Source organism: Luteibacter aegosomatis (assembly GCF_023078455.1).
Classification (GTDB): Bacteria; Pseudomonadota; Gammaproteobacteria; order Xanthomonadales; family Rhodanobacteraceae; genus Luteibacter; species Luteibacter aegosomatis.
The window spans coordinates 3394544-3420578 of sequence record NZ_CP095740.1; the positions used below are offsets into that span (position 1 = coordinate 3394544).

The 26035-nt window shown below is 65.7% G+C and carries 22 protein-coding genes; 11 read left to right on the forward strand and 11 right to left on the reverse strand.

Going from position 1 to position 26035, the window contains the following annotated elements; all coding sequences use genetic code 11:
- Window positions 1–12 precede the first annotated feature (12 nt).
- From L2Y94_RS15305 to L2Y94_RS15330, 6 genes are all read left to right on the forward strand, one after another.
- The gene (locus L2Y94_RS15305) at window positions 13–1140 is read left to right on the forward strand and encodes an XVIPCD domain-containing protein (RefSeq protein WP_247368288.1); all 1128 of its coding nucleotides are present in this window, start codon (window positions 13–15) and stop codon (window positions 1138–1140) included.
- A gap of 100 nt (window positions 1141–1240) precedes the next feature.
- On the forward strand, window positions 1241–1759 hold the full coding sequence (locus tag L2Y94_RS15310) for a hypothetical protein (protein ID WP_247368291.1): 519 nt from the start codon (window positions 1241–1243) through the stop codon (window positions 1757–1759).
- The gene (locus L2Y94_RS15315; protein WP_247368294.1) at window positions 1756–3237 is read left to right on the forward strand and encodes an XVIPCD domain-containing protein; all 1482 of its coding nucleotides are present in this window, start codon (window positions 1756–1758) and stop codon (window positions 3235–3237) included. Before L2Y94_RS15310 ends, L2Y94_RS15315 begins: the two co-directional genes overlap by 4 nt.
- A 15-nt stretch (window positions 3238–3252) precedes the next feature.
- Window positions 3253–3579, forward strand: coding sequence for a hypothetical protein (locus L2Y94_RS15320; RefSeq protein ID WP_247368297.1), 327 nt, complete (start codon window positions 3253–3255; stop codon window positions 3577–3579).
- A 33-nt stretch (window positions 3580–3612) separates the two neighbouring features.
- Window positions 3613–5295 (forward strand): type IV secretory system conjugative DNA transfer family protein, encoded by a 1683-nt coding sequence (locus L2Y94_RS15325; protein ID WP_247368300.1) that lies wholly within the window; start codon window positions 3613–3615, stop codon window positions 5293–5295.
- 345 nt (window positions 5296–5640) lie between these two features.
- Window positions 5641–6090: a hypothetical protein gene (locus tag L2Y94_RS15330; RefSeq protein ID WP_247368303.1), complete on the forward strand. Its 450-nt coding sequence runs from the start codon at window positions 5641–5643 to the stop codon at window positions 6088–6090.
- Between the two features lie 3 nt (window positions 6091–6093).
- Here L2Y94_RS15330 and L2Y94_RS15335 read toward each other — a convergent pair whose 3' ends face one another.
- Complete coding sequence (locus tag L2Y94_RS15335) at window positions 6094–6993, reverse strand: MASE1 domain-containing protein (RefSeq protein WP_247368306.1); 900 nt, start codon at window positions 6991–6993, stop codon at window positions 6094–6096.
- 480 nt (window positions 6994–7473) lie between these two features.
- Here L2Y94_RS15335 and L2Y94_RS15340 point away from each other — a divergent pair, with 480 nt between their 5' ends.
- From L2Y94_RS15340 to L2Y94_RS15350, 3 genes are all read left to right on the forward strand, one after another.
- Window positions 7474–8166, forward strand: a complete 693-nt coding sequence (locus L2Y94_RS15340; protein ID WP_247368309.1) for an SDR family NAD(P)-dependent oxidoreductase — start codon at window positions 7474–7476, stop codon at window positions 8164–8166.
- Between the two features lie 100 nt (window positions 8167–8266).
- Complete coding sequence (gene mutS, locus L2Y94_RS15345) at window positions 8267–10852, forward strand: DNA mismatch repair protein MutS (RefSeq protein ID WP_247368312.1); 2586 nt, start codon at window positions 8267–8269, stop codon at window positions 10850–10852.
- A gap of 256 nt (window positions 10853–11108) precedes the next feature.
- Window positions 11109–12038: an alpha/beta fold hydrolase gene (locus L2Y94_RS15350; RefSeq protein WP_247368314.1), complete on the forward strand. Its 930-nt coding sequence runs from the start codon at window positions 11109–11111 to the stop codon at window positions 12036–12038.
- Here the strand turns inward: L2Y94_RS15350 and L2Y94_RS15355 are convergent, their stop codons facing one another.
- The 5 genes from L2Y94_RS15355 to htpX all read right to left on the reverse strand — a co-directional run bounded on the left by L2Y94_RS15355 (window position 12039) and on the right by htpX (window position 17570).
- On the reverse strand, window positions 12039–13139 hold the full coding sequence (locus tag L2Y94_RS15355) for a hypothetical protein (protein WP_247368317.1): 1101 nt from the start codon (window positions 13137–13139) through the stop codon (window positions 12039–12041).
- A gap of 58 nt (window positions 13140–13197) precedes the next feature.
- Window positions 13198–13596, reverse strand: coding sequence for an RNA-binding S4 domain-containing protein (locus L2Y94_RS15360; protein ID WP_247368320.1), 399 nt, complete (start codon window positions 13594–13596; stop codon window positions 13198–13200).
- Window positions 13597–13635: 39 nt separating this feature from the next.
- A complete protein-coding gene (locus L2Y94_RS15365; RefSeq protein ID WP_247368336.1) occupies window positions 13636–14535 on the reverse strand; it encodes an AEC family transporter in 900 nt (299 codons plus the stop codon).
- Between the two features lie 139 nt (window positions 14536–14674).
- Entirely contained in the window at window positions 14675–16540 is a 1866-nt protein-coding gene (gene htpG / locus L2Y94_RS15370; protein WP_247368338.1) for a molecular chaperone HtpG, read from the reverse strand.
- 139 nt (window positions 16541–16679) lie between these two features.
- The gene (gene htpX, locus L2Y94_RS15375) at window positions 16680–17570 is read right to left on the reverse strand and encodes a protease HtpX (RefSeq protein ID WP_247368340.1); all 891 of its coding nucleotides are present in this window, start codon (window positions 17568–17570) and stop codon (window positions 16680–16682) included.
- 188 nt (window positions 17571–17758) lie between these two features.
- Here htpX and gluQRS point away from each other — a divergent pair, with 188 nt between their 5' ends.
- Both gluQRS and phbB read left to right on the forward strand, forming a co-directional pair.
- Window positions 17759–18643, forward strand: a complete 885-nt coding sequence (gene gluQRS, locus L2Y94_RS15380; protein WP_247368342.1) for a tRNA glutamyl-Q(34) synthetase GluQRS — start codon at window positions 17759–17761, stop codon at window positions 18641–18643.
- Window positions 18644–18705: 62 nt separating this feature from the next.
- Complete coding sequence (phbB, locus tag L2Y94_RS15385) at window positions 18706–19446, forward strand: acetoacetyl-CoA reductase (protein ID WP_247375273.1); 741 nt, start codon at window positions 18706–18708, stop codon at window positions 19444–19446.
- A 21-nt stretch (window positions 19447–19467) separates the two neighbouring features.
- Here the strand turns inward: phbB and L2Y94_RS15390 are convergent, their stop codons facing one another.
- The 5 genes from L2Y94_RS15390 to L2Y94_RS15410 all read right to left on the reverse strand — a co-directional run bounded on the left by L2Y94_RS15390 (window position 19468) and on the right by L2Y94_RS15410 (window position 26027).
- Window positions 19468–20583, reverse strand: a complete 1116-nt coding sequence (locus L2Y94_RS15390; RefSeq protein WP_247368345.1) for a catalase family protein — start codon at window positions 20581–20583, stop codon at window positions 19468–19470.
- A gap of 102 nt (window positions 20584–20685) precedes the next feature.
- On the reverse strand, window positions 20686–22356 hold the full coding sequence (locus tag L2Y94_RS15395; RefSeq protein ID WP_247368346.1) for a ShlB/FhaC/HecB family hemolysin secretion/activation protein: 1671 nt from the start codon (window positions 22354–22356) through the stop codon (window positions 20686–20688).
- Window positions 22357–22466: 110 nt separating this feature from the next.
- A complete protein-coding gene (locus L2Y94_RS15400) occupies window positions 22467–24173 on the reverse strand; it encodes a collagen-like triple helix repeat-containing protein (RefSeq protein WP_247368349.1) in 1707 nt (568 codons plus the stop codon).
- A gap of 358 nt (window positions 24174–24531) precedes the next feature.
- Window positions 24532–24837 (reverse strand): STAS domain-containing protein, encoded by a 306-nt coding sequence (locus tag L2Y94_RS15405; RefSeq protein WP_247368352.1) that lies wholly within the window; start codon window positions 24835–24837, stop codon window positions 24532–24534.
- An 11-nt stretch (window positions 24838–24848) separates the two neighbouring features.
- Window positions 24849–26027 (reverse strand): methyl-accepting chemotaxis protein, encoded by a 1179-nt coding sequence (locus tag L2Y94_RS15410; protein ID WP_247368354.1) that lies wholly within the window; start codon window positions 26025–26027, stop codon window positions 24849–24851.
- Window positions 26028–26035 lie beyond the last annotated feature (8 nt).

Consider the following 26035-nt stretch of genomic DNA (forward strand, 5'->3'; position numbering starts at 1 on the left):
AGGAGTTATCCCATGTCATACCAGGAAGTGATGGACACGATCCTGCCGCCCTCCGGGCGGACGGCGCCCCATATCACCGGCCACTTCGGCGAGCACCGGGAGGGCAAGCCCAAGCCCCACGGCGGTTCCGACTTCAATTACGTCGGTGGCCAATCGGGCAAGAACCTCACCCACCCGGAAGTGCATTCGCCCATCAGCGGCGAGGTCACCTTCGTCGGCGGGCAATACGGCACGATCAAGATCCGCGACGCCGACGGCAACAGCCACGAGCTGCTGCACACCAGTTCGCAGTCGGTGAAAGTGGGCCAGCACGTCAACGTGGGCGACGACATCGGCACGATGGGCGGCCAGGGACCGGGCAAGAAGGGCGACCATACCTACGCCCAGCACGTCCACTATCAAATCAAGGACAAGGACGGAAAGCTCGTCAATCCGGAGGAATACTGGAAAAACCGTTCGCCGGGTGGCCCATCCCACGCGTCGCCCCACGGCGAACGCGCCCACCCCGGTACCATGCGTGCCGGCGACCACGGCGACGATGTAAAGACCCTCCAGGAAAAACTCAACAAACTCGGTTACCACGACGAAAACGGCAAGCCGCTGGTGCCGGACGGCAAGTTCGGCGATCACACGAAGGCGGCCGTCGAACGGTTCCAAAAGGACCACCATCTCGACCAGGACGGTATCGTCGGCAAGAACACCCTGAAAGCGCTCGATGGCCAGGAGAAGACGGCTCCCCGGCTGGACGACAAGGCGCACCCGCACAACCCCGTCTATGACGGTGCGACGAAAGCCACGGACCGTCTCGACGAAAAGCTCGGTCGCACACCCGACGAACAGAGCCAACGCCTCGCCGGAGCCGCGACGGCCGCGGCCGTCAAGGGCGGCCTGACGCACATCGATCACATCGTGATGAACGAGGATGGAAGCAAGGGTTACGCCGTGCAGGGTGAACTCAACTCGCCGCTGAAGAAGGTCGCCGAATTCGACGTGAACCAGGCCCTCGCCACGCCGCTGGAAAAGAGCAGCGAGGCTGCGATGCAAACGCAGACCGCGCAATCGCATGCGCAAGTCCAATCGCAGGCGCAGTCGCAACAGCAACAGCAACAGCAACAACAGCAGCAATCCGTGGCGCGGTAAACGGGATACGGCGATGACACGTCACCCTATCCCACCGCCATGGCGTGCCATCGCCCTGCCCCTGTCCCTTTTCCTGACGCTACCCGCCCACGGTGAAGCCATGAAACAGCCCGACGTGAAGCTCAATCCGCAGCCGCGCATGCGCTACGAGATCACCGCCACGGTGCACGGCGCGCCCGGCCCCTTCGAACGTATCGACGGTCACGTGGATTACGAAGTCAGCAACCCCGCCTGCGTGCCGATGACGCCTGTCATGGGCGCCACCGTGGTACCGCGCAAGCGGGTTCCCGTGACGTTCACGCGGAGCGGCGACGGCCGGTTCCGCGGCGAGATCTACATGGATTACCTCCAGGACGAAGACTACTTCGGCCAGGGCGTGTGCCATTGGGCCGTGGTCGGCGCCACGGCCGACTTCCATCACCGCGAGGTGAACTTCAGCCCGGCCATCTACAAGGACGACATCCTCGGCAAGCGCGACGTGGTGAAGTATTTCTCGAAGAAGTCCTACGAGCATGCCGACAACGAGCGCATCGACATTGGCGCGAACGACACCAGCGCGTTCAACGATGCCGCAGCCACGTTCTCGATCACGCTCCACGCCGCGGAGCGGCTGCCGTGAGCCCGCGGTCGACGGACTACGCCCTGCTCTCGCAGGACGTGTACCACGACACCGCCGTCAACCAGACCGTCAAGCTCGACGGCATCACCTACCGCGTGCTCGACGCGGCCAACGACCCGATCACCGGCTTCCAGGCCCAGGCCTACGTGCGTGAAGACGTGCAGCCCCAGCAGGTGATCGTCGCCTTCCGCGGCACGGAATTCGACCGCCAGCCGGTACGCGACGGCGGCGTCGACGCGGGCATGGTACTCACCGGCCTCAACCTGCAGACGCCCGACGCGCTCGCCTTTACCCGGCGAGTGATGAACGAGGTGAACAAGGCCGCGGAGGACGAAGGCCGTAAGCCACCGGAAATCACGGTCACCGGCCACTCACTGGGTGGCACGCTGGCGGAGATCAGCGCGTACGAATTCGGGCTCAAGGGCGAAACCTTCAACGCCTACGGTGCGGCGGGCCTTCGCCAGGGCATTCCGGAGGGCGGCACGCAGGTGATCGATCACGTGCGCGCGGGCGATCTCGTCAGCGCGGCCAGTGCGCATTTCGGCGAAGTGCGCGTCTACGCCGCCCAGCAGGACATCGATACGCTGACCAAGGCGGGCTACCGCGACGACAGCGGCCTGCTCTCCCTGCGCAACCCGATCAAGGCCACCGACTTCAGCGCCCACGCCATCGACAACTTCGTCCCGGACAGCAAGCTGCTCGGCCAATCGATCCTCAGCGAGGAAAGCCAGGCCCGTTACCGCGCCCACGAAGGCATGGTCGACCGCTACCGCGACGACGTGATGGACATCCGCAAGGGTATCTCCGCGCCATGGGAAATCCCCCACGCCATCGGCGAGCTGAAGGACGTCATCGAGCACGAAGCGCTGGAGAAAGTCGGCGAGGGTTTGCAGGCCATCGAGCACGGCGTGGAAGACGTGGTCCACAAGGTGGAAGAAGGCTTCGAACACCTGAAGGAAGGCGTGCAGCACGTCAGGGAAGAGATCGGGGAAGGCATTCATGCCATCGAGGAGAAAGCATCGAGCGCGTGGCATGCGCTGACGCATCCGAAGGAGTGGTTCGAGCATGATAAGCCTTCGGTAAGGCTCGATGACCCTGACCATCCTGGCCATGCGCTTTTCAAGCAGGCACAAACCGCGGTGTACAGCCTTGATAATGAACATCAACGAAAGTCGGATGAGAAAAGCGACCGCATTGCCGCTTCGCTGACAGTGGCGAGCAAGAGAGATGGATTGGATCGCGTAGACAAGGTCGTTCTGTCGCCCGACAGCACCCATGCGTATGCCGTACAGGGGGACATGAACTCCCCGTTGAAAAAATTTGCGATTGTGGATACCGAAAAAGCCACATCAACCACCATTGAACAAAGCAGCTCGGAATGGCGGACCTTAGCCGATCAACAACAGAGATCTATCCCGGATCAACAACAGCTTCGACCTGCAAATCCACCAGGCCATTCACCGGCACCGACCATATAACCGAGGATTTCCAACATGAATCGTTATCTGCTTGTTCTAGGAATCTTGCTGTCTTCCTCCGCCTTTGCGGACAGCACACGTTTCCGCGCCAACGATCCTTTTCTCTTTTGCCACGACGGACTAAAGGCTCCCGACCCCTGCTGGAAGCCGTTGCCCCCCTACACCGGAAACTTCTGGCTAAATCCGGAATGCAACCGCCCCAATCCCTATAGTGAAAGATATTGGACCATTGATGAGGAAGAATCATTCACCGATTATCTTCGCATTTGTCCACAAGCGAAGGATTCCGGCGAATGGGACTCAAAGGGAGGACAAGCAGACACTACGCCCTTCGTACATTGATACCAAATAAAAGCTTCCGTTAAAGGTTCAATCATGCAAAAAAACAGGGGATATTTGGCCGTCGGCCTGCTGATCGTCGCGATCATCGTCGGCGAGTTCCTGGCTGGCTACTTCACGTTGGCCTTCATAGGAATGAAACAGACGCCGCTGGCATGGAACACCTTCATCAGCTACGCCCGCGCGCTCGACCTCAAGGAAGTCCAACCCTACGTCTGGAAGATCAAGACCGCCGGCTTCATCGGCTTCCTGATCCCGCTCATCCTCTGGTGCGTGGCGGCGTATTTCCTGTTCCGCTCGAAGAAGCAGTCGATGCACGGCGACGCCCGCTTCGCGTCCTCGGGTGACCTGCGCAGCAAGAAGATGCTCTCCCCCGCCCCCAACGGCATCCTGGTGGGCAAGTTCAAGGGCGATCTCGTCCGCCTGCCGGGCCAGCAGTTCGTGATCCTCGCCGCGCCGACCCGCTCGGGCAAGGGCGTGGGCGTGGTGATCCCGAACCTGCTCGACTACCAGGAATCGGTGGTCGTGCTGGACATCAAGCAGGAGAACTTCGACCTCACCAGCGGCTGGCGCGCCAGCCAGGGGCAGGAGATCTACCTGTTCAACCCGTTCGCGGAGGATCGCCGCACGCACCGCTGGAACCCGCTGAGCTACGTCTCGAAAGACCCTGCGTTCCGCGTGTCCGACCTCATGAGCATCGCCTCGATGCTCTACCCCGACGTTTCCGACGACCAGAAGTTCTGGGTGAGCCAGGCGCGCAACGCGTTCATGGCCTTTACGCTCTATCTCTGCGAGAAGTGGGATCACGACGAGAAGAACGGCTTGCCGATGATCCTTCGCACCAAGCCGACGCTGGGCATGGTCTATCGCCTGTCGTCCGGCGACGGCACCGACCTGCGCGAGCTCTACACACGACTGTCGAAGGAGCCCTTCCTCAGCGGCAATGCGCAGTCCGCTTTCGCCAACCTGCTGTCGCAGGCGAACGAGACGTTCGCGTCGATCCTCGGCACCTTCAAGGAGCCTCTCAACGCCTGGATCAACCCGGTGCTCGACGCCGCCACCAGCGAGGACGACTTCCTGCTCACCGACGTACGCAAGAAGAAGATGACGATCTACATCGGCATCCTGCCCAACAAGCTGGCCGAAAGCCGTCTCATCGTGAACCTGTTCTTCAGCCAGCTCATCAACCTCAATACCAAGGAGCTGCCGCAGAACAACCCCGCACTGAAGCACCAGTGCCTGCTGCTGATGGACGAATTCACCTCGATCGGCAAGGTGGAAATCATCGCCTCGGCGGTGTCGTACATGGCCGGCTACAACGTGCGCCTGCTGCCGATCATCCAGAGCATGGCCCAGCTCGACGCCGTCTACGGCAAGGACGTGTCGCGCACCGTCATCACCAACCATGCCCTGCAGATCGTCTACGCCCCGCGCGAGCAGCAGGACGCCAACGACTACTCGGAGATGCTCGGCTACACCACGGTTCGCCGCGAGAACATCACCAAGAGCAAGAAGGGCGACGTGAGCCGCAGCCACACCGAGGAGAAGCGCGCCCTGATGCTGCCGCAGGAACTCAAGGCGATGGGCACGGAGAAGGAAGTGTTCCTCTACGAGGGCATTCCCCATCCGGTGATGTGCGAGAAGATCCGGTACTACGAGGACAAGTACTTCACCTCGCGCCTGATGAAGAAGGTGGATGTGCCGCAACTGGCCGTCTGACCCGCGAAGCGGCGGCCGGTGACAAAAACGTCACCGGTCGTTTCCATCCCATCGTTTCTGCCGCGTCACGGTGGGAAGCGGGCCACGGCGCCTTTGGCTGGGGTGGATGGTGTGTCAGGCCGAACAACTCCGCGTGCACCTGTGCCATGGCGCTCGACGAGTCCGCCCACAGCGTCACGGATGCTGAGCGCCTGTCAGCGGTAGCCCCACGACGGATGCATCCATGGGGCAGGCAGGCAAACGGGCTGGGTGGCCGTCCATGGCGGCCCGTTTACCCAAATTCGCATATGGCTGGTGGTGACCACGCGCTACGCTACCGGGCACCAAACCGACCATGGAGGTCTTATGCACATCCGTCGCACCCTGCCGTCCCTCTCGCTGCTCGCCGGGCTGCTTGCCGGCCCCGTCCTCGCCGCCGCTCCGCCGGCCACGGGACTCGGCCAATCGTGGCCGAACACCACCGATGTCAGCACCCATCCGAATTGGCATGTGTATGTGTTCGCGCGCGGTTCGACCCGATACATCCAGATCAACGACGCCCAAGGGGTGGTTCGGGGGGCCTTTGCCCGAACACCCTACAGCTTGGTCGGCCTGCCCATCGGCACCGACGCGGGCAACCTGTCGACCCCCGACGAACCCCTGCCACCCCCGGCGAGCCGCCAGTCGGTGCAGGTCTATCAGGGCGATGGCGTCCAGGCGTTTGTCGCGCCGCAGCCGGACGGTACAGCTCGCCTGATGCTGGTGTCGAGCGATTGCAAGGCCGATCCGATCAACTGCAACAAGGGCAGCCCCTGACGGTCAGCGCTCTCGTAGCAGCGGGTGGGCGGCAGGCTGGCGCTTGCCGCCCACCAACAACCCCGCGGACATGACGAAAGCCAAGACGACCTGGCAATGGATGACCGCCGGGTCGCGCACGACGTGGCTGGTCAGCGCCAAGGCAATGCTCGCACCCGTGCCGGCCATCGCCGTGCCGCGCCACCCGTAACGCCACGCCATGGCGACCATCGGCAGGATCATCGCCAATCGCGCGAGTTGCTGGGCACCCGACGTCTCGCTGGTGTTGGCCAGCCAGGTCAAGGCGACCAGCACCGGCGCCACCCCCATGCATGTGTCCCGCACCAGCGGACTGCGCAGGACCGCCCATACCGAGGGCGTGACCCGCCACCGGTCCTGGAGCGCCAGGAGGGTCGGCACGAGGGTGAGACCGCCAAGGTAACCGCCGAGCATGTACGCGCTGAAACCGACCCAAAGCAACGGTCCAGGCGAGCCGTCGGTCGACAGGGCCATCAGGGCAATCCACAGGGAGGCCGTGTCGCGCACGGTACTCAGCGCCGCGCAGCACAGGGTCGCCGTGACGACGTAGCCCATGCACAGGCGACCGTCGGGGTCGCGCAATGCGCCCCAGCGGCGTAAAGGTTTCATGCCGGCCATGCAAACGACGATTTGCGGCACCGCGGCGGCCAGGGCCCAGGCAGGGCCGAAGTCGTCGATGCAGGCCAGGGCGTTTTCCAGCACGGGAAGGAACTCTCCCAGCGCGAGGGCGGGCCAAAGCCGCATCGGCACCAGCAACAGGCAACACAGCCGAAAGCCGACCGTCAGCTCCCAATGGGCCAGGCTCAACGCGTAGGCAATCCGGTAAAAAGCGGCGTATGCGGCCGCCACGGCAACGTGTTGTCCCCAGATTTTCCAGTGCTCCATGCCAACCCTCACGCCATCCCCTTTAGCGTCCCTCATGACAGCGGCAAGGGTGGCAGAAACCGCTGGCAAAATCTCGCGATAAGCCGTGGGCGACAACCCAAATCATAGGCTGATGCCGAAAACGCACTGCGGTTGCTCTGGAGCGTACGAATCGTGCCACCGTCTCCAACTCGACCGTGCACCCATGCCTTGACACCCGACTCGTCGATCGCACGCACAGTCCCCGGGACGATCGGCCCCAGCGACGTGCCGCGAGCGGTGATGGAACGCAGGCCTGCCGCCGTCAGTGCAAGTTTCAGCGTGTCCATCGTCTTCCATTGACCTGGCATCCGACTTCGAAAGGACGCCGCCGTGGGCACGCCTGGCGTTCCGCACACGTGACGAAACGTCATCGGTCTTTTCCAACCCGTCACTTCAGTCGTCGATCCACCCTTGCTTCAATGACGGGACCGTCTATCGAAACGACCGGAGGATCCCATCATGACCGCACGCAAGACCGCCCTGATCGTCGGCGCATCGAGGGGCCTCGGCCTAGCCCTCGCCGAGGAGTTCTGCACGCGGGGATGGGAGGTCATCGCCACCTCCCGAGGCAAGGCGAGCGGACTTGACGAACTGCGCGCGCGTCATCCCGGCAAGCTGGAACATGAACACGTCGACATCGACGACCTGGATACCGTGCGCGCGCTTCACGCCCGCCTGGACAAACGCAAACTCGACGTGCTGTTCGTCAATGCCGGCATCGCTAAAGCCAATGAGCTCACGCCGATCGACGTCGACGAGGCCGATTTCCTCGACATGATGCGCACCAATGCGCTGGCCCCGATGCGCGTGGTCGAGTTGTTCCACGATCAGGTCGATGCCGGCAAAGGCGTGATCGCCGTCATGTCGTCGGAGATCGGCAGCATCGGCAACGCGAACGGCTTCTGGGAGCTCTACAGCTCGAGCAAGGCGGCCCTGAACATGCTGCTGGCCTCGTTCCACGCGCGCCACCCCGGCGACCGGCGTGCCGTGCTGGCGGTGGCACCGGGCTGGGTACGCACGGACATGGGCACGCAGGATGCCACGCTGGACATTTCCGACAGCATTCCCCTGGTGGTCGACGTGGTCGAGGCCAACGCGGGCAAGCCGGGCCTGCGCTTCGTCGATCGCCACGGTGCCGTCCTGCCCTGGTAAGCGCGCCGGCACACCCGGACCGTCGCCGTTCCAACGACGGTATCATGTACGACCGGCCCGCCACGGTTGGCGGGCCTTCGGCATGGAACCTCGCAAAATCATGGCTTTAGCAGAAGACATCTCGGCCGCCGCCGGGCATACGCCGTTCATGCGGCAGTACCTCGCGGCAAAGGCTGAGCATCCCGATATCCTGCTGTTCTTCCGGATGGGGGACTTCTACGAGCTGTTCTACGACGACGCCCGCAAGGCGGCGCGCCTGCTCGACATCACCCTCACCCAGCGCGGCCAGTCGGCCGGCGCGCCGATTCCCATGGCCGGCGTGCCCTATCACGCGGTGGAGGGATACCTCGCCCGCCTGGTGAAGCTGGGCGAATCCGTCGCCCTCTGCGAGCAGATCGGCGATCCGGCCACCTCGAAGGGGCCGGTGAAGCGCGAAGTGGTGCGCATCGTCACGCCGGGCACGGTGACCGACGCCGCGTTGATGGAAGAGCGCCGCGACAACCTTCTGCTGTCCATCGCCGCCGGCCCGAAGGGCTACGGCCTGGCCTGGGTGGACCTCTCCACCGGCCGCTTCCTGCTCACCGAGGTGGCTTCACCCGAAGGCCTCGCCGCCGAACTGGCCCGCCTGCAACCGGCCGAGACGCTGGTCAGCGAAGACGTGGCCTGGCCGAAGCTGGTCAGCACCCTGCCCGGCCTGCGCAAGCGCCAGCCCTGGCATTTCGACGGCGACGCGGCCACCCGCGAACTCTGCCGCTTCTTCAAGACGCGAGACCTGCGCGGCTTCGGCGTCGATGCCCTGCCCCTGGCGGTCGCCGCCGCGGGCTGCCTGCTCGGCTACGTGGAAGAAACCCAGAAGAGCGCGTTGCCCCACCTCACCGGCATGGCGGTGGAGAACGCCAGCGAAACCATCGCGATGGATGCGGCCACACGGCGCAACCTCGAAATCGATACGCACCAGAGCGGCAACGTCGACAACACGCTGCTGGGCGTGCTCGACGAAACCGTCACCCCGATGGGTGCGCGCCTGCTGCGTCGCTGGCTCAACCGCCCGCTACGCGACCGCACGACGCTGCGCGGGCGGCACCAGGCCATCGGAAGCCTCATCGACCACCGCCGCCACGGCAGCCTGCGCGAGCGCCTGCGCGGCGTGGGCGACCTCGAACGCATCCTCGCCCGCGTGGCGCTTCGCTCGGCGCGTCCGCGCGACCTCTCCACGCTGCGCGACGGCCTGGCCGCCGCACCCGCCCTGCGCGAAGACATCGCCGGTATCGACAGCCCGCTGCTGCACGCCCTCGTCGAGCGCATCGGCGATCACGCCGACACCGCCGCCCTGCTCGCCCGCGCCATCGTGCCGCAGCCGCCGGTGCTGCTGCGCGACGGCGGCGTGCTCGCCGAAGGCTACGACGACGAACTCGACGAGCTGCGCCGCCTCTCGACCAACGCGGACCAGTTCCTGGTCGACATGGAAGAGCGCGAAAAAGCCGCCAGCGGCATTCCGACGCTGAAGGTGGGCTACAACCGCGTGCACGGCTATTACATCGAGATCACCAAGGCGCAAGCCGACAAGGCACCGCAGCACTACACGCGCCGCCAGACAACGAAGAACGCCGAACGCTACATCACCGAAGAGCTCAAGCAGTTCGAAGACAAGGTGCTCTCGGCGAAGGAGCGCTCGCTGATGCGCGAACGCGCGCTCTACGAACTCCTGCTCGACAAGCTCATCGAGCGCCTGCCCGAACTGAAGACCGCCGCCTCGGCGATGGCCGAACTCGACGTCCTGGCCGACCTCGCCGAACGCGCCGAAACGCTCGACTGGGCCATGCCCGAACTCTCCGACGCGCCCGGCATCCGCATCGAACGCGGCCGCCACCCGGTCGTGGAGAAGGTGCGCGACGAACCGTTCGAGCCGAACGACCTGGTGCTCGACAAGGGCCGCCGCATGCTGGTGATCACCGGCCCGAACATGGGCGGCAAATCCACCTACATGCGCCAGAACGCGCTCATCGTGCTGCTCGCCCACGTGGGCAGCTACGTACCGGCTTCGTCGGCGGTCATCGGCCCCATCGACCGCATCTTCACCCGCATCGGCGCGGGCGACGATCTCTCGCGCGGCCAGTCCACCTTCATGGTGGAGATGAGCGAAACGGCGAACATCCTGCACAACGCCACCGATTGCAGCCTCGTGCTGATGGACGAGGTCGGCCGCGGCACCAGCACCTACGACGGCCTGTCGCTCGCCCGTGCCGCCGCCGTACACCTGGCTTCGGTCAGTTGCGCGTTCACGCTGTTCGCCACGCACTACTTCGAACTCACGGAGTTGGCGGGCGAATTCCGCACCATCGCCAACGTGCACCTGGATGCCGTGGAATACGGCGAGCAACTGGTGTTCATGCATACGGTGAAGGACGGGCCGGCCAATCGCAGCTTCGGCCTGCAGGTGGCGGCGCTGGCCGGCTTGCCGAAGACGGTGATCGCCGATGCGCGCAGCTACCTCGCCGCGCTCGAGCAGGGCCACGAGGTGACGGCGGCCGTCGCCGCCCCGCCCTCCCCGGCGCCTCAGATGGGCCTGTTCGCGCCGCCGTTGCCTTCGCCGGTGGAAGAAGCCCTGCGTGCCATCGACCCGGACGACCTGAGCCCGCGCGATGCGCTGGAGCAGATCTATAAGTTGCGGAAAATGCTGCGCTGAAGCATTGAGGCGCCCTATCGCCACGATCTGAACAATCGAATTCACTCGGGGGCGCGGGCTGCCTATAGTGGCGGCGCTTCCTCTTTCGATGCTTCAGGTTTCACGGGGCCTTACGACTCTCCATCTTCCGGTTCCGTGGCGTCCCCCGCCCCCATCCCGTGTCAGCAGCCCGGGATGGGGATTGGGGGGCGGATTTCAGCCAAGACGGTTTCCGGTTCCCACGACAGCATCGGCTTCCTTTTCCATGGATACGCCGATGAAGATCCTGATCGCCGGCTGGCTCGCCCTGGCCCTCGCCACGACCGTTTCCGCCACGACCCCGGATCGTCTGTCGCCGGGCGATCACGTCGCCGACGTGGACGGCCTCCGTTTTCACTATCGCGTGGCGGGACACGGGCCGTTGCTCGTGGTGCAGGCACCCGGCTGGGGGATCGGCACGGACTACCTCGCCAACGGGCTGGCGCCGTTGCGGGCGCACTTCACGGTGCTGACATATGACCCGCGCGGCACCGGCGATTCGACGCCGGTGCGCGCGAACGAGCACCTGGGCAACCTCGACCTGGCGAACGACCTCGAACGGCTGCGCAAGTATTGGGGCCTTTCGAGGATGAACCTGCTGGGCCATTCCAACGGAAGCGCCATCGCCATCGTGTATGCGGAAACGCATCCGGCGCAGGTCGACAAGCTCGTGCTGGTCGGTTCACAACTGCTCGGTTACACGGGGGATTCCGGTCCCGCCTACGATGCCGAGAAAGCGCGCAGGAAGGCATCCCCGGATTTCGCCTGGCTGCTCGCGCACATCGGAGACAAGGCGCCCTCCGACGACCAGGGATTCACCACCTATTTCCGCGAACGCGTGGGCTTTTACGTCTATGACCCCGGCAAGGACGCGCCGACCATCGTCCGCCAATTGACGAATACCATGTCGAGGTCGATGAATCGCGCGTTCGACGAGTCGCCCGCCGCGGACAAGGCACCGCCGCTGTCCGACCTGGGCAAGATCACCGCGAAGACCCTGGTCGTGGAGGGCCGCCAGGATCCGGTATGCCCCCTGGCGGAATCGGAATTCCTGCGCGACGGCATCCACGGGGCCCGCCTCGTGGCCATCGACCGGTCCGGGCACTTTCCGTGGGTCGAGCAGCCCGGTGCGTTCTTCGCGCCGGTGGAATCGTTCTTGTCCGAATGATCAGCGTCCGGCTGGCGCGCTCACGCGAGCCATCAGCCATACCATGATCGCCGATGCGGCGAAGACGAAGAAACGAAAGCTGGCGGCGGGAAACAGGACAAGGTGGATAACGACGAAAACCGCGGGCAGCACCAGCAGCCCGATGAAACGCGTGCGGTCCGCGAGTGCTTCGTCGGGTTGCCTGCCGAACCCTGCCACGAATATTCCCAGACCGTAGATCGCCCCCTGGGGATGCATCGCCAGGCCCATCGCAGCCGTCACGTAGGGCCTCAGGTAATCGCCGAACGCATGCGACGGCGCGAGCGTCGCCGGGTAAGGCGACTTGTGGATGAACGACATGTTGAACAACGTGAGCCATCCGTAAGCGCCATGCGATACCGCCAGGTAGGTGGAAACCGCCACGGCCATCGCCACCGTGGCGCGCACGCGCGAGTAGTCGATGAAGGCGTGGGCGCATAACAAAGCCGAAAGCAGCACGAAATCCGTGCGCACCAGCGGCAGGACGGCAGCGACGACGACAAGCCAGCCGCTGCGCCGGAGAAGCGCGAGCAAAGCCAATAGCGCGAACGCGCAGGCCATCGCATCGGGCGAGGAAAGGCTGGCGATGTCCAGCATCCCCGCCGGCACGGCGATCACCGGCACCGCCACGAGCGGGACGCCAACCTCACGGCACAGTGCCGCCAGCAACAGTACCGACAAGGCGGCGAATGCGGCGCTCACCACGTGGGTCGCCTTCGGATAACCCATGCCGGTCGCCGCATGGATCGCACGCAGGGTCCGGACATACGCCACGCGAATCCGGTAGAACGGAAGCTGCTGAGACAGCGACACGGGGTCGGAAAACACGGTCCGCCGGTAGTCGTCCTGCTGGGTCATCAACTGGAACGTGGACGGATCGACGGCGGCGCCCAGGCTGTCGAACGTCACCCGGCTCAGATCGGCACCCCGGTGACCGTCCGCGCTTGACGCCGCGGCGACGTAGCCGATCAGGTCCCAGTTATTGGCCGGTCGGCAAAGGCCGAACGCCAACACCGCAAACATCGTGATGGCCGTGAACAACAGACCGAGCGCCTGTGGCCGCTTCGCGATCGTCCCACCCATGCCGGAACACCTCCTCACCGTGAAGCGGTAGGTGCTTCTTGCGACGGCAAGCGTTGCCTCAGAGGGTTTTCTTCAGGTCCTGGATCAGGCGGCGGGAGCGCTTGTCGGGACGGGAGTCGGGGCGCAGCAGCGCCCCACCGGTCAGCCGGCGATCTTCGCGCTGGCGCTCGCGCTCGGCGAGGCTCTCTTCCGTTTCGGCGTAGAGCTTGCGGGCTTCCGGGGCCGGGCCGCGCTTTTCCGAGAGCGCCTGCACGATACAGGCGAGCCGTTCCTCGCCGCGGGTCACCCGCACGGTATCGCCGACGTGTACCGTCTTCGCCGGCTTGCAGGTGGTGCCGTTCAGCTCCACCTTGCCGCCGTCGATCGCCTGCTTGGCGAGGCTTCGGGTCTTGAAGAAACGCGCGGCCCAGAGCCACACGTCGGCGCGAACGCCCGGTGTCGTTGCGTGTTCGGTCATGTGGCCAAGTGTGCGGCCGGTTCGCGGCAAACCCAAGCCTCAGGCCAGCATCAGATTGCCCAGCGGCACGGTGGCCAGCGACAGCAGGATGCCCGCGCCGAGCACGGTATTCGCCAGCCGAGGTTCCAGCCCGTGCTGGTCGGCGAGAATGGCGGCCGAGATCATCGGCGCCATGGCCGCCTGCAGGACGCTGACGGTCAGCACCAGCCCCTCTATCCCCGTCGCACGTCCCAGGGCGAAGACGGCGAGTGGTGCCAGCAGGAGCTTCCAGCCGAGCCCCGCGACGAGCGGACCGACCTGTTCGCGACGCAAGTGGAGCTGGAATTGAAGACCCACCGAGAACAGGGCCAATGGCGTGAGGGTCTGGCCCACCTGCATCAGCAGACGGTCCACGGCGTCCGGCCAGCCCCCGGCGATACCGACGACCACGCCGGTGAGCAAGGCCAGGAACGCGGGAAACGTGAACACCCGGCGCAGGATGACGCTCGCACGGGTGCCCTTGCCCGAATACAGCGAAGCCACCGCGATGCCGCCCGCCGCGAGCAAGGGAAAACATCCCATCTGGTCGGCGATCACGGCGATGGAAAGGCCCTCCTTGCCGTGCATGGCCTCCATCATCGGATAGCCCATGAACGAGGTGTTGCCCAGGCCACAGACAAGCGCCAGGCAACCGGTGCGCTGTCGTGACCAGCCGAGCACGCGACCCAGCGAGGCGAAGACGATCCATGCGCCGAAGAAGGTGACGTACATACCGGCGACCGGCAGCCAGAGATGCGCGTCGAACGTCACGCGTGGCACGAGGGCCAGCACGAGCGCCGGCAGGGCCACGTTGAGCACCCACCAGTTGATGCCGGGGACGATGCCGTCGGGCAGGCTCGCGTAGCATCGGCAGAGGATGCCGAGGGCGAGGCAGGCGAAGAGGACAAGCAAGGCGGACATGGTCGGACGATAGCAAACGACGAACCCGGGGGCCGTCGCATCCCTTATCGCGGACAGGGTCCGCTCCCACCCTCTGGTAGCTGGCTTGCTACCGAAGGGTGGGAGCGGACCCTGTCCGCGATACCCGCGAGGCGGGCAATCAGCCCAGCAGCACGCGATTCATCCGCTGCACGAACGCCGCCGGATCGGACAGCTGCGCACCGGCCGTGATTTCGGCCTGCTCGAGCAGCAGACCGGCCAGGTCGGCGGCCTTCGCATCGTCGGACTCATCGGCAAGCCGCTTCACCAGCGGATGCGACGGATTGATTTCCAGTACCGGCTTCGAGTCCGGCACGTCCTGCCCGGCTTCGCGCAGCAGACGAGCCAGGTGGGGTGCCATCTCGAAATCCGACAGCGCCAGGCACGACGGCGAATCGGTAAGACGAGCCGACACGCGAACGTCGCTCACGCGCTCGCCGAGGAGGTTCTTCGCCCGTTCCAGCAAGGGCGCGGCCTCGACGCTGGCCGCTTCCTGTTTCGCCTTGTCCGCCTCGTCCAGCGGGAAATCGCCCTTGGCGACGTTGCGCAGGCGCTTGCCGTCGTACTCGTTGAGATAGCCCAGCATCCACTCGTCGACCCGGTCGAACATGAGCAGCACTTCGATGCCCTTGGCCTTCAACGCCTCGAGCTGCGGACTGCCCGCGGCGGCGGCGAAGCTGTCGGCGGTGACGTACCAGATGGCGTCCTGGCCCACCACCATGCGGCCGACGTAGTCGTCGAACGACACCGTCTTCGCCGCGCCTTCGCCCTTGGTCGAAGCGAAGCGCAGCAGCTTCGCGATGCGTTCGCGGTTGGACGCGTCCTCGACGATGCCTTCCTTCAGCGTATTGCCGAAGCTGTTGAGGAACGTGGCGAACTTCTCCGGCTCGTCGCGCGAGAGCTTGTCGAGCAGGTCGAGCACGCGCTTGACGCAGGCGGCCTTGATCTTCTCCAGCTGGCGATTGTGCTGGAGGATTTCGCGGCTCACGTTGAGCGGCAGGTCGTCCGCATCGACCACGCCACGCACGAAGCGCAGGTAGTTCGGCAGCAGCTCTTCAGCCGCGTCCATGATGAAGACACGCTTGATGTAGAGCTTCAATCCCTTGCGCTCGTCGCGACCGCCCATCATCAGGTCGAACGGCGGCTGCTCGGGCACGTAGAGCAGCGTGGTGAAGCTCTGGCTGCCTTCCACGCGGTTATGCGTCCAGGCCAGCGGATCGTTGAAATCGTGTCCGAGCGCCTTGTAGAAGCTCTTGTACTCGTCGTCGGTGATCTCGGTCCTGGCGCGCGTCCACAACGCCGAGGCGGAGTTGATGGTTTCCCAGTCGGTCGGATCGGGCTTGCCGTCCTTCTCCTGCGGCATGCGGATCGGGAAGGCCACGTGGTCGGAATACTTGGTGACCAGTGAACGCAACTGCCAGCGCTTGAGGAATTCGTCCTCGCCGTCCTTCAGATGGAGCACCACGGTGGTGCCGCGTTCGGTGACGTTGGCGTCTTCCAGCGAGTACTCGCCCTTGCCGTCGCTTTCCCAGCGCACGCCCGCCTCGGTGGGCTGGCCCGCGCGGCGGGTGATGACGGTGACCCTGTCGGCGACCACGAAGGCGGAGTAGAAGCCCACGCCGAACTGGCCGATCAGGCGCGCGTCGGCCTTCTGTTCGCCGGAAAGGGCCTCGAGGTAGCGGCGGGTGCCCGAGCTGGCGATGGTGCCGATGTTGGCCACCACTTCATCCCGGCTCATGCCGATGCCGTTGTCGCGGACGCTGATGGTGCGCGCCTCGGGATCCCAGGAGATCTGGATGCGCAGGTCGGCGTCGTCCGCGGTGAGGCTGGCATCGGCCAGCGCTTCGAACCGCAGCTTGTCGCAGGCGTCGGAGGCATTGGAGATCAGCTCGCGCAGGAAGATTTCCTTGTGCGAGTAGAGGGAATGGGTCACCAGGTGCAGGACCTGGGCGACCTCGGCTTCGAACTTACGGGTTTCCTGGCTCACGGTGCCGTTCCTTCAGGTTGGGACAGAACCGTAATTATGGGGGTGCGTGGGGGTGCAAAAAAGGTGTTTTCGGGTACGGCCATGCGCCCGAGGTCGCGGTACCCCGAATAAAAAGGCCGCCCGGAGGCGGCCTTTTCGATCAGCGGGCGTTCTGCAACGCCGCGATGCGCTCCTCGATGGGCGGGTGGCTCATGAACAGGCGCTTGAAGCCCGAAGCGAGGTGACCGGAGATACCGAAGGCCTGGATGGTCTGCGGCAGGGTGGTGTCGCCATGGTTGCCCGACAGGCGCTGCAGGGCCGAGATCATCGAGCCGCGGCCGGCCAGGCTGGCGCCCGCGGCATCGGCGCGGAACTCGCGCCAGCGGGAGAACCACATGACGATCATCGAGGCGAACAGGCCGAAGACGATCTGCAGGATCATCACGGTGACGAAATAGCCGATGCCGCCTTCGCCCTCGCGGTCGCGACCGCCACTGAGCCAGCTGTCGACCACCCGACCCACGACGCGGGCCAGCACGATCACCAGCGTGTTGAGCACGCCCTGGATCAGGGTGAGCGTGACCATGTCGCCGTTCGCGACATGGCCGATCTCATGGCCGAGCACGGCCGACACCTGCTCGCGGTCCATCTGCTGGAGCAGCCCCGTGCTCACCGCCACGAGGGCGTTGTTGCGGGTCATGCCGGTGGCGAACGCGTTCATCTCCGGCGCGTCGTACACGGCCACCTCGGGCATGCCGATGCCGGCCTTGTCCGCGTGGCGGCGCACCGTCTCGAGGAGCCAGCGTTCGGTCTCGTTGGCCGGCTGCTCGATCACCCGGGCGCCGGTGGACATCTTGGCCGTCCACTTGGAGATCGCCAGCGAAATGAAGGCACCGCCCATGCCGAAGACGGCGGCGAAGACGATCAGCCCACCCAGGCCCATGCCGCGCTGTGCCGCCCACTGGTCGATGCCGAGCAGGTGGCAGACGGCCGAAAGCAGGAAGATGACCGCGAGGTTGGTGGCGACGAACAAAGCAATGCGTTTGAACATGATGTTTTCTCTCACGGCGGCTGGCTATAGGGCGCCGCCCGGGGGAAGTTTTCGGGGCGAAGGCTGAACGATTCAATGGCCGGCTCGCCTTCCACCGCGCGAAGGCCCGTGCGGCGCCCTTCGCGCGTGAGCGGCTTGCCCTACACTGTCCGCCTTGCGCGATCTACGTCTTGAGAAACGTCTCATCCTTGGTTTCGTCGACCGTCTACCGTGGCCGCTTCGCCCCCTCGCCGACCGGCGCGCTGCATTTCGGCTCGCTGGTGGCGGCCGTCGGGAGCTGGCTGGTGGCGCGACACGCCGGAGGACGCTGGCTGCTACGCGTGGAGGACATCGATCCGCCGCGCGAGGTTCCGGGCTCCGCCCCCTCCATTCTCCGGACGCTGGAGGCATTCGGCATGCGGGCCGACGAGCCGGTGGTCTACCAGTCGCACCGCCACGCGGCGTACCAGGCCGCCTTCGACCGGCTTCGCGAGCGCGACCTCGTGTTTCCCTGCTGGTGCAGCCGCGCCGAACTGGCCGCGCACGGCGGCATGCATCGCGACGGCCGGTGCGTCGCCCCGCCCGACCCTTCGCGACCTCCCGCCTGGCGCCTGCGCACGCCGGACGAGACCATCCGCTGGGCCGACGACCTGCAGGGCCCGCAGGCGGAAAACCTCCGCGAGTCGGCTGGCGATTTCGTGATTCGTCGCGTGGAAGGCTTGTGGGCCTACCAGCTAGCCTGTGTGGTGGACGACGCCGCACAGGACATCACCCACGTGGTACGCGGTGCCGACCTGCTCGACTCCACGGCCCGGCAGATTCACCTCCAGCATCTTCTCGGCCTGCCGACGCCCGGTTACCTGCATCTGCCGCTGGTGCTGGATGCCGACGGTCGCAAGCTGTCCAAGTCCGCGTCGGCCCTGCCGGTGGACCCCGCCGATCCCCTGCCTGCCCTTCGCCGGGCGCTGGACCGGCTCGGCGTGGACGTGCCGGAAGGGCCGACCACGCCGGAAAGCCTGCTGGCCGCCGCGATCGATACGTTCGATCCTGCGTCGCTTCGCCGCAGTAGTCTTGGGCAGGCGACGGCGTTATAAGAATCGATTGCCCGCGAGGCGGGCTCCACACGAAGGCATAAAGGGTTGGGATGAAGCACGGCATTACGCAACGCACCGCACTGGTCACCGGCGGTACCGGCGGCATCGGTACGGCGATCGTGCGATACCTCGCCCAGCAGGGCCACCGCGTGGCCACCAATTACCGCGACGAGGCGAGGGCGGCGGCGTGGCGCGAGGACATGATCCGCGACGGCATCGACGTGACCATGGTGCCGGGCGACGTCGCCGACCCCGTGTCGGCGGCCGCCATGATCCGTGCCGTGGAAGAGCGCGTCGGCCCGGTGGAGATCCTCGTCAACAATGCCGGCATCACGCGCGACACCACGTTCCACAAGATGGATTACCAGCAGTGGACCGAGGTGGTGAACACCAACCTCAACGCCTGCTTCAACGTGACCCGGCCGGTCATCGAGGGCATGCGCTCGCGGCAGTGGGGCCGCATCGTGCAGATCAGCTCGATCAACGGCCAGAAAGGCCAGTACGGGCAGGCCAACTACGCGGCGGCGAAGGCCGGCGTGCACGGCTTCACCATCTCGCTGGCCCAAGAGAACGCGCGGTTCGGCATCACGGTGAACACGGTGTCGCCGGGTTATGTGGCCACCGACCTGGTGATGGCCGTGCCGGAGGATATCCGCGCGAAGATCGTTTCCCAGATTCCCGTCGGACGCCTGGGACGCCCCGAGGAAATCGCGCACGCGGTGGCTTTCCTCACCTCCGAGGACTCCGGCTGGATCACCGGCTCCAACCTCGCCATCAATGGCGGGCATTACATGGGGTGGTAGCCCCCGTTCGCGGACAGGGTCCTACGGGGTGTCGAGTTTCAATTCATCGAGCGACGTCGGTTCGCGAATCGCCACCCCGTTGTGGTGCGCCCGGAACTTGGCCATGTCCAGATAGGCCCAGCGGCGGGCGCGCATCACCGAGCCCAGCGGCCGGTGGGCCGTCACGCCATGCCATGGACTGAATGCCAGCCGGTCGTCGATGGCCGCGTGGCGCTCCTGGTTCCATGCCGACTGCGGCGGAACCACGATACGCGCCACGTCGATATAGGGGCTCGTCTCCTCCGGCCACGCCACCGACGCGTCTTCGATGGGCATGCTCTGCGGGTCGGTGTAGAACTGGACACGCAGGTCCCACTCGCCGCCCTGCGTCGCGAAATGCTCGATCATGGCTTCGCGCAGGCCGTTCGGACGTCCGCTCAGGTCGACTGCCGCGTCGGTCAACGCCGTGAGGTTGGGCGAATGCGGCGCCACGGACACTTTCACCACGTAATCGCCGAAGCGCAGCGGCGCCTGGCTGTAATAGGTGTCTCCCAACGGATGGGTTTCCGGTTGGCCGCCGAGGGTCAGCAGCGTGGCGCTCTTGCCGCCGAAGGCCTCGATCACGCGTTCGGCGCCCCGCAGGATGGCCGACAGGGCCTTCTTCGCGCCCTCGGCCCGATCCGTGGTGGCTGCGATCGGTTTCAGCCTGGCGGCGAATTTCTTCGCCGTCGAGGCGTTGAACGCGGGGGAGTTCACCATGACGAAGTCCTGCGTCGCGGCGTCCCGGCTATCGGGCAGCCGCTCGCCGTCGACGTTCAGGATCTTCACCGCCATGCCGCGCGGCGTGGAGACGTTGTCGTCGAGGATATCGCCCGGCACGGTCGACAGGCGCATCACCAGGGGGTAGCGACCAGGCCGGGCGAAGATGCCCTGGGCCAGTTCGCGGGGCAGGTCGTCCGGCACGATCATCTCGCCGGTGAGCAGCGCGTGGCTTTTCGCGTGCACGGAGCGGTTCGCATGCCCCTCGTGCCTGAGCGTGGTCTGGTTGATCTCGGTGAGGGTGTGGATCAACTCCTCGACCGTCTTCTCCTCGTCCGGACCGATCTCCTCCAGCCTGTCGTCATAGGGAATCGGCGCGGGATGGAGAGACAGGGGCATGGCACGGCCTCGGGGGGATGTCGAGGGCATCGTGCAACCGTGGATGTGAACGTTCGGTGGCTGGGTATCGTGGTTTTTCCGAAGGGGTACAAGGCCCGGGGGCTACATCAGCTTATAGCTGAAGGTGAGGTTCCAGCGTTTTTCCCGCGTATTGCTCTCGGGCGGTTTATCCCCCGTCGGCTTCGCCAGCGCGAAGTCGATCGAATAGTGTTTCGAGTCCGATACACGCAGGCCGACGGCCGCCGAATCCAGCTTGTCGATCAGCGGCCGCGCACCGTTCAGATAGACGCGGGCGCTCTGATAGGCCACGTAAGGCACGATCGACTTGATCCAGGACAGCCCCGGGACGAAGGCCCGGTTCACCTCCACCGACGCGGCCCAACCGCTGTCGCCCGCCGCGTCGCCCGGGTCGTAGGCGTAGGCGTAGCTCGGGCCGCCGAAGTTGATCTGCTCGGTGGACGGCAGGGTGTCGTCGCTGTACTGGCCGGTCATGCGCAGCACCGTGCCGAACTTGTGCGCCCACTGCTCCGACCACGATCCGCTCATCATGTACCGGGTGAACGACACGTCGGGCAACGTCGTCGCGACGCCGCCGGCGACGTTGGTGAGCGCACGCGAATAGGCCCCCAACGAATCGAAGCCGTGCGCCGCGGCGACGCTGAACTGCACGGTGCGCTTCGGCGCCACGCGCAACCAGGCCAGTTCGGCATTGAGCACGCGCACGCTGGACTGCAAGGCGATCATGACGCCCGTGTCGACGTTGCGATAACGATCGTCCTGCTTCGAGCCGTAGATCCCCATCGTCAGGTTCAGGCGCTTCGTGTTGGTGAGCACGAGGGGATAGATGGTCGAGAGCGCAAGGCGATCCGCCGTGATGCGATGATCGATGTACGAAGGCAGCTGGTTGTTGTCGGTATCCGGGGTGCCCCAGAACCGGCTGGCGTCCACCCTGCCCTGCCACCCCCGCGATCCGATCGGCTCAAGCCAGCCGGCGGCATAGAAGCGCTGGCCCCCGCCGTTCGGAAACAGCGTGGAAAGGCTCAGCTGCTCGCCCAGGGGCGTCGCGCCGTTCTCGAGCACGTTGAACACGCCCTGCGTCCCGGGATGGTTGAAATCCAGTCCATAGCTCACGTCGTAGCGCTGCCGCTTGACGCTCAGGTCGAGGCTCGTCGCGCCGTCGGTGGTGGTCGGCGGAGGCACGTTCGCCCCCACCTGCACGCCCGGCAACTGGCCGAGCAACTGCGTGTAACGTTCGAACGTCTCCTGCCGCAAGGGACGTTCGCCCATCACGTGGTTCGCCATGGCGCGGATGCGATTTTCCATGTTGCCGGCGTCGCCGGTGATCTTGACCTCGGCGACGTAGCCCTCCACCGCGGTGATCTTCACCACGCCGTTGGAGAACGTCTGCGCGGGCACGAAAGCGAACGAGAGCGCGTAGCCCTTGTCCTTGTACATCGCCGTGACCTTGTTTGCCGTCTCGATGAGGTCGCGCACGGTGACGGACTTGCCGCGCATCGGCGCGAAGAGATCGGCCACGGCGGAGAAAGGAATCGACTTCACGCCGGTCACGTCGAAACGCGACGGCGTGACGTGCGTAGCGAGCAAGGCCTCCATCGCCTGTGTCGGCGCCTGCACGTTGACCTGCACCGAGGGCGCCTGCTTCGGCGTTTCCGCGCGGGGAAGGGTCTGCAAGGGGTTGGCGGGGACGCGCACCTGGGCGGGCGCGGAGCACACGACGGTCATGCCGAGTAGGCACCCGAACCATCGATTCATGGAAACTCCCTGCGAGCGATGCCGGACTTCACCCTAGCCGGGCGATATCGAAGACGATGCGCGTTTACGGAAAACGGGCGGTACGTTGCGTACCGCCCGTTCGCTTTCCATCAGCGCCGCTTGCCGCCCAACGCATTGCCGAGGCCGTTGAGCAGGCCCTCGACTGGGTTGGTCTGGGCGCTGCCGCCGCTACCGCCGGTCGTGTTGGTCACGGTCGACACGGTATTCGTCACGCCACTCACCACCCCGCTGACGAGACCGCTCACCGGGTTCTGGCTCGCACCGCCGGTACCACCACTGGCCGCACCGCCGACCGCCGCGACCGTGCCCGTCACGCCGTTCACCAGGCCGCCGACGAGACCGCCGCCCGCGCCCGACTGGCCCGAGATACCGGTCGCGTCCGCCACCGTGTTGACGAGGTTATTGACTGGATTGGTGATAGCAGAGACCGGACTCGTCGGTGAAGTCACCGCCGCGACGGTCTCACCCGCCTTGCCGACCAGGCCCACCACCGGGTTGGTCACCGGGGAGAGCGCCGCTAGCGGGCTAGAGGGGTTCGTGAGGTTGCCGACCAGGCCGGCCGCGCCGTCGAGCGCGGCGTTTACGCCCGCGCCCGTGTTGGCGATGGTGGCGTTGGTGCCCCCCGCTTTCCCCAGGCCGCTGTTGAGCGCACCGCTGACGCCGGCGAGCGTACTGCCCGTATCCTGCACGGCCTGACCCGCGAGCGTCGTCAGGCTACCAAGCTGACCTGGCACCTGCGCTCCCGACACGTCCTTGCCGAGGTTGGTAACCCCCTGGGCGACGCCACCGGTGAGGCCACCCGCCGCCGTTCCGGTCGCCGCGACGAGATTGCCGGATGCGATCGGCGACGTGCTGTTTCCTACGGACGAGGCGATCGGGTTCAGTACGTCGCTCACCGTCTGTGTCAGCGAGTCGCCTACGCCCGTACCGAACGCACCACCGAGTTGGTCGCCCAGGTGATCGACGCCATCGCCGATCTTGCCGACCAACGAACCGGCCGCCGACGTGATGGGAGCGATGGGCGTGCCGCCACCGACGGTGGCCACGCCGTCGCCGAGGTCCTGCACCGCGGCGCCCGTGTAATTCACCACGTTGCCGAGGCTGCCGGCCGTGGTGCCGACGGGATTGTCGATGTTGCCGGTCTGGCCGAGGCCGCTGCTCAGGCCGTTGCCGAGCGCCGTCACGGCCTGGCCCAGATCGTCGACGACGTTGCCCGCGGAAGCCGTCAGGCCGCCGGTCCCGCCAAGCGCGGTCACGGCCGGAATCTGGGTACCCACGCCGGAGACGGTACCGCCGACGGAGGAGACGATGTTGCCGAGGCCGGTGCTCACGGCGCCGACGGCGTTGCTGGCCGGCGTGGGCGTACCGCCACCGCTGCCGCCGCCACCGTTGTCTCCGCCGCCTCCGTTTCCGCCGCCGCCATTGTCACCGCCGCCGGTGCCGCCTCCATTTCCGCCGCCACCGCCACCGTTGCCACCGCCGCCCGTGCCGCCGCCACCGGTATCGCCACCGCCACCGCCAGCGCCGGTCCCCCCGGTGCCGCCCCCATTATTGCCGCCGCCCGAGCCGCCTGTATTGTCGCCGCCCGAATTGTTGCCGCCGCCGGTGCCGCCCCCGTTATCGCCCGCACCGCCACCGTTGTCGCCGGCGCCGCCCGGGTTCACGGTGGTGCCGCCACCGCCACCCGAATGCGTCGAACCATGGCCGCTGCAGGCGGTGATCGACACCATCGCCGCGAGCATGCAGCTCGCGAGCACGGTGCGTGAAAGAGTCCTGCCGAAAGTCTTCTCGCCCATTTCGATCTCCCCGAACGCAGCAGCGTTCCGTATGAGCCCCTGCCTAGGAGCGACACCCGGACTGAGACCCACGTCACAGCCTTGGACCCATCTAAGTCCGCTGGGGAAAGATCGATTACGCAAAATTGGCAGGCAAAACGACTTCCGTTAGGCCAAATCGGCCAAACATGAAAACATGTCGTGACAGTGTCAAAAAGCTTTGATTTAGATCGAGAAAAGCTTAGTTTTTGATCGAAGCGACGTGTATTTGACGGCCTCGGCCATTGCCCGCTGCGGCACCGGCCTGCGCGGAGGCGTCGAGGTCCCCTTCTGGCGGATCCGCATAAAAAAACGCCCCGCGAGGGGCGTTTCCGTGACTTCAATGCACGGTGAAAAGCTTATCGAAGCCGGCGATGCGCAGCGTGTTGCGCAACTGCGCGCTGGCGTTGACCAGGCGGATCTCCGCGCGGTCGCCGCCGGCGTGTTCGCGAAGGAGCATCAGCATGCCCAGCGCGGAGCTGTCCATGGTATTGACCTCTTCCAGGTCGAGCACGTAACTGCGCGCGGCGGGCACGTCACCCAGGCACACGTCGTGGAAGGCGCGATGGATGGAGAAGTCGAAGCGATCGCCCAGGTGGAGCGTGAGCGTGCCCTGTTCGGTATCGTGGTGGACGTTGATGGCCATGATGGAATCCCTCAGAACAGGTCGATGTCGCCGGCGGCCATGGACTGCTGCAACGCAGGGCCGCGCGAGCGCAGGCGGGCGCGTTCGCGCTGCTCGGCCAGGCGGGCGCGCACGCGCTGGGCGCGGGCATTCAGTTCGCTGGCGTCGGCCGGCACGCAGGCCAGTTCTTCGATGTCGCGCGTGCAGTCGGCGGTGATTTCCTGCAGTTCCACCAGGCGCGTGCGCGTCTGGTGCAGGAGCTGGCTGAGGATGTCCTCGAACTGCAGCGAGCGGATGGTGGTGGAAACGTCGTTGCCCAGGCCGCGGTTGATGGTGGCGGCCTCGTCCGCGGCGGCGCTGGTGCGCGCGTTCGACTCGGTGATGCTCGACATCATGTCGTCGATATCGCCCTTGGCCTGCAAGGCCACGTTCATATCCTGCGAGGCCATGTGGCCGACCAGTTCACGCAGGTGTTCCATCGCGGTGCGCGAGCGCTCCACGTGGGTGCCGATCTTCTCGTTGAACTGGTTGCTGTGCTGGGCGAGGTTGCGGATCTCACCCGCTACCACCGCGAAGCCGCGGCCGGATTCGCCCGCGCGCGCCGCTTCGATGGCGGCGTTGAGCGCCAGCAGGTTGGTTTCCTCGGCGATGGTGTTCACGTTCTTCAGCAGCGCGAACACGGCGTCCATTTCCTTCGCCATGCCATCGATGCGGTAGACGATGCGCAGGCTCTCACGGGAGAGCTGCACGATGAGGCCCACGAAATGTTCTAGCAGCCCGGCCGTGCGGGAGGCGAAGTCCTGCACCGAGATGCCCTTGCCGCCGCTCTCGATGATCTCGCTGAGCAGCTTCTGCTGCTTGCCGGTCTTCTGCGACAGGCCGTTGAAGCCGCCACCGAGTTCGGCCACGGCGTCGCGCAGCAGGTCGAGCGCCTGGTTCAGCTCGCGGCTGGCGTGGCCGAGTTCGTCGACGATGGCGCTGCGCACGTCTTCCATCGCCTCGCGCACCGAGGCCTCGTCGCTGGACGCGGTGTTGAGCACCACTTCCACCTCGGGCAACGGCGCCGGGCGCAGGGCGATGGCGATCCACGTGGCGGCCAGCAGCGCCACCACGACGGGAGCGACCCAGGCCGCGTGGAACACCAGGACCAGGAGCAGCGCCACGACGCTGGCGGCGAAGCCGATGCTGCGTTCGTTCTTGGGAATGACCATGATGGAAG